6 protein-coding genes are annotated in these 8,714 nt (G+C 54.0%); 3 read left to right on the top strand and 3 right to left on the bottom strand.

The window, feature by feature from the left end:
• The 3 genes from B2R17_RS08795 to B2R17_RS08805 all read right to left on the bottom strand — a co-directional run.
• On the bottom strand, window positions 1-1,112 hold a 1,112-nt coding region (locus B2R17_RS08795; protein WP_286763692.1), incomplete at its 3' end, for a DUF7133 domain-containing protein.
• A gap of 67 nt (window positions 1,113-1,179) precedes the next feature.
• On the bottom strand, window positions 1,180-4,779 hold the full coding sequence (locus B2R17_RS08800) for a family 16 glycoside hydrolase (RefSeq protein ID WP_286763693.1): 3,600 nt from the start codon (window positions 4,777-4,779) through the stop codon (window positions 1,180-1,182).
• 23 nt (window positions 4,780-4,802) lie between these two features.
• A complete protein-coding gene (locus tag B2R17_RS08805; RefSeq protein WP_286763694.1) occupies window positions 4,803-6,212 on the bottom strand; it encodes a neutral/alkaline non-lysosomal ceramidase N-terminal domain-containing protein in 1,410 nt (469 codons plus the stop codon).
• Between the two features lie 348 nt (window positions 6,213-6,560).
• Here B2R17_RS08805 and B2R17_RS08810 point away from each other — a divergent pair, with 348 nt between their 5' ends.
• Genes B2R17_RS08810 through B2R17_RS08820 form a run of 3 tightly spaced genes read left to right on the top strand, consistent with a single transcriptional unit; the run spans window position 6,561 to window position 8,303 of the window.
• Window positions 6,561-7,310 (top strand): sulfite exporter TauE/SafE family protein, encoded by a 750-nt coding sequence (locus B2R17_RS08810; protein ID WP_286763695.1) that lies wholly within the window; start codon window positions 6,561-6,563, stop codon window positions 7,308-7,310.
• Window positions 7,311-7,352: 42 nt separating this feature from the next.
• The gene (locus tag B2R17_RS08815) at window positions 7,353-7,907 is read left to right on the top strand and encodes a GNAT family N-acetyltransferase (RefSeq protein WP_286763696.1); all 555 of its coding nucleotides are present in this window, start codon (window positions 7,353-7,355) and stop codon (window positions 7,905-7,907) included.
• A gap of 48 nt (window positions 7,908-7,955) precedes the next feature.
• Window positions 7,956-8,303 carry a DUF4870 domain-containing protein gene (locus B2R17_RS08820; protein ID WP_286763697.1) on the top strand — a complete coding sequence of 116 codons (348 nt, stop codon included), beginning with the start codon at window positions 7,956-7,958 and terminating at the stop codon, window positions 8,301-8,303.
• Window positions 8,304-8,714 lie beyond the last annotated feature (411 nt).

The following is an 8,714-nucleotide window of genomic DNA, read 5'->3' on the forward strand; positions in this document are numbered from 1 at the left end:
CGTTCGACCGCGAATGGTCGCGGCCCGGTTGATCCCCAACCACGGTTGGTCCCGCCAACAAACATCGATCCGTTGGGAGCCATCTCCATCCCGACATTGCCTGAGGCAAACCCTCGTCGGAAAGGAAAACAAACGCCCTGCCAGACGCCATCGACTTCTTCTAGGTCGACTCGCATGACCGTGCTCTGCGACTGATCGCTCACGAACAATTGGTTTTCAAACGGTCCAAATTTGCCACCTGACTGATCGCAAACGATGCCTGATGCACTCTTTCCCATCTTGTTGTAGGGGAACATGACCACCGTCGGGACCAGTTCTGGGATCTTGGCCGCTTCGGTCAAGATGCGACTGCCGCTTTCAGGCTCTTGAGGACGCTTGCCCATGTTCGGTGCATCGTCATACCAATCCCAACCGCCGGGATGGCCCATGAACTTGCCTTCCCGCAGCACTTTTAGACCACACGTTCCGTTCCAAGGACCTTGGTTGTCGGTGTAGAAAACATTGCCGTTCGAATCGGTCCCCATCCCACCGGGCGAGCGCACGCCGCTGGAATACGGAATGGTTTGGCCGTCCGAAGTGACCTTCATCGCCCAACCCCGAAACGGAACTTTGCTGCTGAACGACCCGGTCAAACACAACGTGATCAGCATGTCACCGTTGGCATCGAGTTTCGATCCAAACGCGTACTCGTGGTAGTCACCCGACACGCCCCATCCGTCGGCATGCGTTTGAAAAACATCCGCCGCACCATCGCCATCGGTGTCTTTCAATCGGGTGATCTCGGGACGCTGAGTCGCGATCAACCATCCGTCTTGTTCGGCCAAGCTGAGTGGTTCATGCAGCCCGCGAGCGAACACGCTGAATTGATCCGCGGTCACTTTTTCAGCGAGTGGATTCTCAATCATGAAGATGTCACCTCGGCGGGAACACACCGCTAATCGACCGTCTTCCATCCATTCAAAGCCGCACGCTTCGATGACCTCGCCCTCCGGTGTTTCGAAGGTCGTGATCGTGTAGTAGTCGCTTTCCTTCGGTTGATCCGCCTGGGTCGCTGAGACAAAGCTCAACAGCAAAACCAAGCTGGCCAAAAATCGAATTCGCATGAAGTTCATCGTTCAGGTAATCAATTAAAAGTTCGGTGGCAAAAGTGTCAATTCAAAGCAACGCGTCGGAGATTCATCACCAAGCAATTGTCTGCTGGATCGTCGATGCTTCCCCGGCCGGCAAACCAGCACGCCAAATCGCTTTGCCATCCACCGTCACTTGCTCAAGCCGTATGCCTTGAATCTGCAAACTCGTTTGGTTGCTTACTCGGAAAACTTGCGTGCCCTTCGATTCTTCCACGAGTTCCATGGGCTGGTCGGTCGGTTGCCACACCCACTGCTCGCTGCCATTCGCGGCAGGAACCGAAATCGTCAACGTTCGACTCAGTCGAGGCGATTGTTTCTCACCAGCCGGCGTTTGCGATGAAATCGTGTCCTCCACTTTCAAATCACCTTGAGCAAACCCAATGGTGATGGTTTCGCCGCCACTCAATTGATACCCGCCAAAACGGAAGTCACGAGCTCTCGCCGACTTCTCCGGCCAAGCTGCAGCGATGCTTGGAAGCTGCGCCAACGTTGACTGCCCCTCCAGAATCGCGACCGCATCCCCAAGAGGTTCCTGGCGACCTTGCCCCCGGCCACGCCAGTGCATCGACGCATCGAAGAAGCCATTCCTCCAAACCCGAGCCAACGTCATTTGCTCAGCATCCCAAATCAGGTTGGTTTTGTTTGGGAAGGCGATCCCGATTCCGCGTGCACTGACCCCAGTAAAGAAGTTGCGATAGATCCGCAGTGCTTGCTCGGTCGGCTGCAAAACAATCGCATCCTGCTTCAGCCCCACAGGTTCTTTGGCTTTGTCGCCAAGCGACAGATACTTCCAAATGGCGTCGGTTTGGTTGACCGGGTCCCCGTCTTCAATTGTGGTGATCGCGGACTTGCCATCCACAAAACTGTTCGGCATTCGAGTGCCAGGTCGATACAGCGTTGGGTTTTGCAAATAGCGTTGAAACCATTCGTACCGAAGTCGTTTGGGCATCGTCAAAAGATCAATCGCACCCAAACCGCCTCCGGTGTCTCCACCGAAACTATGACACTTGATGCACGCTAATCCGTCGTTCCCACAAAGCTCGCGACCGTTGGAAACGATCGTCGATTCACTGGCGGCGGTGTCCGCTTCTTCAACCGTCGGATCCTTGTCCAAACGCCCCACCGCAGCATGCCAGTCTCGCAGCGGCTCGTATGCAAACGCCGGCATTCGCGTGCCCATGTAGCTGCGAAGGTTGGCACCGTGATTCAAGACATCGGTGATTGTTTGCGGATTCAATTTGTCCCCAACACCCGTTAATTGCGGGGGCAAACGGCCTTCCAATCCCATCTCGGGAACCGTCGACACAAACGACTCGTCACGCGACAACTCGGGTCCGCCGACACCATCGCGTTGGTGACAAGCATAACAATTCAGTCCCACCATCGTCATGTGAACACGCCGAGCGTCAGTCACCTTGGGACGTTGTCCCGAGCGTCGGCGTTTCAGTGCCGATTCAATCGCGGAAGTCTGCGAAGCTCCCAACGCAAAGTTGACTGCAGGTGCGGAAACTTCATCCGCCAAACAGCCCTTCCCTTCGCTCGCCTGATCCAACGCGGGTGCTTGAACGAATTGCAAATCGGAAGCGTTCTCTTCACCCACCGAGTGGCAATTGGCACATCCGGCGGAATAGAACTGCCGCTTTCCTTTTTCGATCAAAGAAGAGTCCGCCGCAAATTCGCTTGGCAACAAATCCAACGGCTTTCCACCGACGGTGTTGCTGACCCAGTAGGCAATGTCATCGCGAGCAAAGGAATCGCTTTCCACTTCCAAGCTCAGCGACGTTTGTCCTCCACCATCAAAGTACTCCACGCGAACTGGATAGACTCCGGCCTTCAACTCGTATTCGGCTTTGACCGTTTTGTGAGGATGGATCCCATCGTTCTCCAATCGATGCCCATCAATTTCGAGTGCACTGCCGTCGTCGCTGGCCAAGTAGAAAGTCAACTTGGTGTCCGAGTTCACATGCAAATCGGTTTCGTAAACGATCGCGAAATTGTTTCTTCGTTTCAGGTCATCGAACTTCAGACCGCTGACTCGATCTTCGGAGACTGGTTCCAACGAATCAAACGTTGGCAGTTGATCCCATGAACCGTGGTAAACAGTTCGGGTGAATGCATCCGCGGTTTCTCCCACCGTGACCACACGAGTCAGGTAAGCCGCGACCGCCATGATTTCTTCGTCGGTGCCAACCATCGCTGGCATTCGCAAGCCCGGACGAAGTTGGTTGCACGTTTTCAAGAACTTCGTCAGAGACGGCAACGTGTATTTCCGATGTGGCTTGCCCAGCGGAACCGACATCGGACTGGGACTGGCGGGATCGGCCGAGTGACAGGCTGCACACCCCACTTTTTGATAAAGCTTTTCGCCGCGATCAGCGAGCTTGTCACTGACGATTCGATCTTCAAGTGGTTGATCGTTGATCGAATGCAGATAGCTCGCGATTTCTTTTGCATGTTCCCGTCGTTCGGCCGCCTCCATTCCTGGCCATGGATCAGGCATCGTTGTGCCACGTTTAGTAGCGTGAGGATCAGCGATCATGTCAACGATGGCGTCAGCGCGAACTCGCCCGAACACCTGCGACAAATCGGGACCGCTCTGCGGGGGCAACATCGATGTTCCTGCTGCATGACACGCTCCACATGCCAAGTTGTCGATCAAAACTTCGCCCGCATCGGCCATCGGCAACGCATCGGTGCCAACGAAACGTTCAAATCCGGAAACAATTGGACGCTTGGCTTCGCGTTCCGCGTCTCGTGGCAAAACCCAAATGTTTCGGTATCGAACCTGGTTCCCGTGATCTTGCAAATAGATGGGTCCCGGCTCGGGCCCCTCTTTCAATTTCGCGCCCCGAGTCGCATTCGGCACAACAACATTGTTCTGAACAATGACTCCGTTCAAACGAACGGTCATTCGAGCATCAGTGACCTTCTTCCCTGCGTCATCGAATCGCGCCGCCGTGAAATCAACATCGTATGTCTGCCACTGCATTGGCGGATAGCAAACGTTGACCGCGGGAGCACTGACGGTGTAAATCGCACCGCATTCGTTATCGAGTCCCTCCAATCCAAACGAATCCAGCACCTGAGTTTCGTAACGGCCTTGGTGATAGACACCGCTGTTGCCACGCTGTTGGCCCTTTGCCTTGGGCATGAACGGCGTCCGAAACTCCAAGTGCAACGTGTAGTCTTGGAATTTCTGCTTGCTCGTTGTCCCTTGCATCAACCAACCTTCGGAACTGACGCGACCGTTTTCCCAGTTCGCTTCCGCGGATTCCTTCGTTCCATCGAACAGAACAGAAGCTTTCGCGGGAGCGGTCCGGCCCATCGTGCTGCTGACGCGTTCGACCCGTCGCAGATTCATCGAATCGAACAGACCCAAAAGCACATCTTCATCCGCCTCAATTTTTCGAGGCGAAGGCTTCGCACCAGCTCCGGGCAGACCACCCTCGTGAATCACAACGTCAAACTCGCCGTCCCCGATTGCGATGACTTGGACGCCAGTTTCTTCCGCGACGTACTCGCCCTGCAGTTCCAGATCAGGATCATCGGCAGCGGGTTCTTGTGCCGAGACGGAAGCCAGTCCCGCAACGCACCAAAAAACAACAAACAGTCCGGCCAGAAAATTCGGCACCGGCAGATGCATTCGCATGAGGAAAGTCTTCAAAGTAAGAATCATCGGGCAGTCAGTTCAGAAAGTGTTTCGTATTTTGCAGGAGCATCGTCGGCAGCAGCACTTCGCAACAAAGAGAGTGCGGCGGCAACCAACTTCTCACCCGATCCAGGTTTCGTTCGGGAATTAATGACTTCGTAACTGCCTTGCGCATACGCCGCGTGCGTCGGCAGATAAGCGGTTTCAACACAGTTGGACAATTCAATCACCAGCGTCGTTTTGAATGGCGAGTGTCGTTTGATCGCCAACCCCAAGTCAACAAAAACCTCTCCGGGCAGGAAGACGATGGCCAACTCATCCCCCAAGGTAATCGTGGAAACATCAACGGGCAGATGATCGCCCACGCCTTTCCAAGCGATCATCGGCCAAACATTTGCGGGATCGTCGGCGTCGATCCACGCTGGATTGTTTCTCAACCGATCCAATTGGACATCGCGATTCGCGGCGACCAGGTCTTCGAATCCAATCTTTTCGCCCTCTCGAGCACGTGGGATCAACGCTTTTGCTCTCGCGATGCTTTGCTTCGTCGGTGTTTGCAACGGCAACGGCACCACCGCGTGGCGATATTTTAATTGCGGAGTTGCGTCTGACGGTGTCTCAATAGACTCCGCCATGATTGAACGAGCTTCTTCGACCAGCGTCTCACCCAACGCGTGCCCGATAAACTCACACGAATTGCGTTCTTTTCGGGATGGGTCAGAGTGATTGATGTCACCACAGGTGCCGGCACCGAAAATAGACAGCACATCATCGCCAAAGCTTTCAGCCACTGCTCGCTGCATCAACGCGGGGTAGTCCGCACTCCATCGGGTGCCCCCCACCGTGTCCAAATGCAACGCATAGCTGCTGCAAATCGCAAACGGTCGATTGTTTTCAGAATCAACGACAGCGATAACGCCCAACTGATCATCAATCGGACCGGCGACGCGAAGTCGATTCGGATTGGATTCTCCTTGCCAAGTACGAATGCTGCCGTCTTTCATCACCGACCGGCGGTTAAAAGAAACCGGCACGGTCTGAGTTGCATTGCCAGCCAAAAGCTTTGCAGCCCGTTTACTCGATATTGCATCTCCAATCGCACCGACAATCCCATCGATCAAATCTGCCGCGTAAGGAGAACCTGCGTTCCCTTTTTCGTTTTCGTTCAGTTCACCGCGAAGATGCCGAACCAGGTGAGCTTTGTAGTCGGGGGCAGTGTGCGAGTGCGTCGCGGACAGAATGTGGTTCTTGGACGGGATCCCGTGCAACGATTCCGATCTCCGAACCACTTCTTCATACAAATCACGAGTGATTCCAACCAAGTCGCAAACGACCCAAACAACCGTTGTGCCGCCTTGCTCGAACACCACCGCCTTCGCGAAAAGCGGGTCTCGAGTATCGGTCGCCAACCGCTCGTGAAAATAGCCCGACATCGGAAAACCCATCGGTGGAGTGATGTCTCGTTGCGCACTTCCGATCAACAACGACGAAGTCGATGCTGGTTCCGACGCTGGAGCCTTTGGAGTTTTCTCGTCTGCCGTCGCAACTGAGTGATCAAGGCCGCTCCCAACGAAACAGGCGATCAACCAAATGCCGATGAAACGGATTGACCGAACAGATGCATCCAACGGACGAACCATGGTTCTTCCTGTCGTTGTGGGTGGGAATTTGAGGCGGGGACCGGAGTCGGCAGGTGGGTGGGGTTCGTGAACCCGGACACATTGTAGATACTCGCAATCTCAACGACGGACCCGTACGACCTTCGATTCACACAAAATTCAATGCTTTCATCCCTCACTCCAGACCAAATCGCACTGTTGGCAGTGGGAGCGACCGGCATTGGGTTTTCAAAATCTGGCTTCCCAGGCATCAGCATGCTGCATGTCGTGCTATTTGCCTTTGTGTTTGGAGCTTTGGAATCGACCGGTGTCCTGCTTCCGATGCTTGTGGTTGGCGATCTTTGCGCCATCGGATTCTTCGGACGAAAAGCGGATTGGTCACATGTCCGACGATTGCTTCCACCCACGTTGGTGGGCATCTTGATCGCCTGGGCAATGATGGACCGGCTGAATCCTGAATACTTCAAGACACTTGTCGGCGGAATCATCCTGACGCTGACCGCGGTCCAAGCCGCACGGCTACTCAGACCAAAGATGTTCGAGAAATTCCCGCATCAAGTCTGGTTCTCGGTATTCCTCGGGTTGCTCGCAGGTCTAACAACGATGTTGGCCAATGCGGCGGGGCCCGTGGTAGCGCTCTACCTGATCGCTGTTAGCCTGCCAAAGTGGGAGCTGATTGGAACGAGCGCTTGGCTGTTCTTGGTTTTAAACGTTCTGAAGCTCCCCTTGAGCTACAACCTTGGGCTCATCTCACCCGATACATTGTTAGTCGGAGCTGCACTGGCACCGATGATTCCCATTGGAATGTTGTCCGGAAAATGGCTCGTCACACGAGTTTCTCAAACCTGGTTCAACGCCATTCTTCTGGGATTCACGGCCATTGCAGCCGTGCGACTGATGGGTTGGTTTTGATCCGAACGATTTCAACCGCGTTCCTCCGGAATCCGCTTCCTTATGTCGATGGAAACACAATCCACTACCGACTCAGAGCAATCCGAAATGGACATCGAAATCCTTCGAGTCGACTACACGCACGAACCACATCGCCAATCCTTGCTGAGATTGCTTTCGGAATACGCAAACGATCCAGCTATCGGAAGCCCCGGATTGAGCAAACGGGCTCAACAACGTGTTGCCACTGAATTGGCTCAGAGACCCAATGCGGTCTCACTTTTCGCGATGATCAATCATCCCGATCACCGGAGCGAAGCGATTGGATTGGCAAACTGCTTTGAAGTCTTCTCCACCTTTGCCGCCGCTCCCGTTTTGAATGTGCACGATGTTATGGTCAGCGCACCGCATCGGGGAAAAGGAGTTGCCTCGATGCTGATGCAGGCAATCACCGATCTGGCAAACGAAAGAAAATGCTGCAAAGTGACCCTCGAAGTCTACCGCGGTAATCAACCTGCACGTTCGCTGTACTCGAAGAACGGATTCGCCGGAACCGAGTTGAATTCGGAGCTTGGCGAAACGCTTTTTCTATCCAAGCGCCTGATCGGAGACGAATGACAGCCTGTCTAATTGAACCGATCCATTCCACGCTGAAAGAAAACCAATATGCAATACGAACAAGACCCCAATGCGAACACCTGGGCGATGATCTTGCATTTCTCGCAATTCGCTGGATACGTCATCCCAATTGTTGGATTCCTCGCCCCGATCGTGATCTGGCAACTCAAGAAAGAAGAAATCCCATCCCTGGACGCGCACGGGAGCAACGTCACAAACTGGCTAATAACCGAATTCCTCTTCAGCATCCTATGCACGATTCTGATCGTGGTTGGCATCGGGTTCCTAGGCTTCCTGGTACTCGCCGTCTTAAGCTTCGTCTTCCCTATCATCGGTGGCATCAAAGCCAACCAAGGTGAAGTCTGGAAATACCCACTGACAATTCGCTTCGTCTAAACCGGCGATCGGCACAGTTGGAAAAGTAACAGATCACAACCAGGGAAAGCCCTAGGCTTCTTTCAACCAACGATTATCCCGAACGGCTCATCCGGACAAACTTCGATTGATCGACGCAGCCTGAAATCAGCACAAGAGGATTTATCACAGTGGCGAGGTCGCATCAGTGATCCGCTACATTCTGTGCGAGCACGAAAAAACCCTTCCTGGCAGGCGACACGCCAGGAAGGGTCTTCGTAGACCAAAAGGTGATAGAGTCTCGCCCGTAGACGATGTTTTCTGTTGAGTGGTTGCGAGTGTCGTTTCCACGGATTCAGTATTGTCGGTCACCCGACGCTACCTATTTCTAAGAATCCTTAGAAAGGAGGTGATCCAGCCGCAGGTTCCCCTACGGCTACCTTGTTACGACTT

This window comes from Rhodopirellula sp. UBA1907, from assembly GCF_002337565.1.
GTDB lineage: Bacteria > Planctomycetota > Planctomycetia > Pirellulales > Pirellulaceae > Rhodopirellula > Rhodopirellula europaea.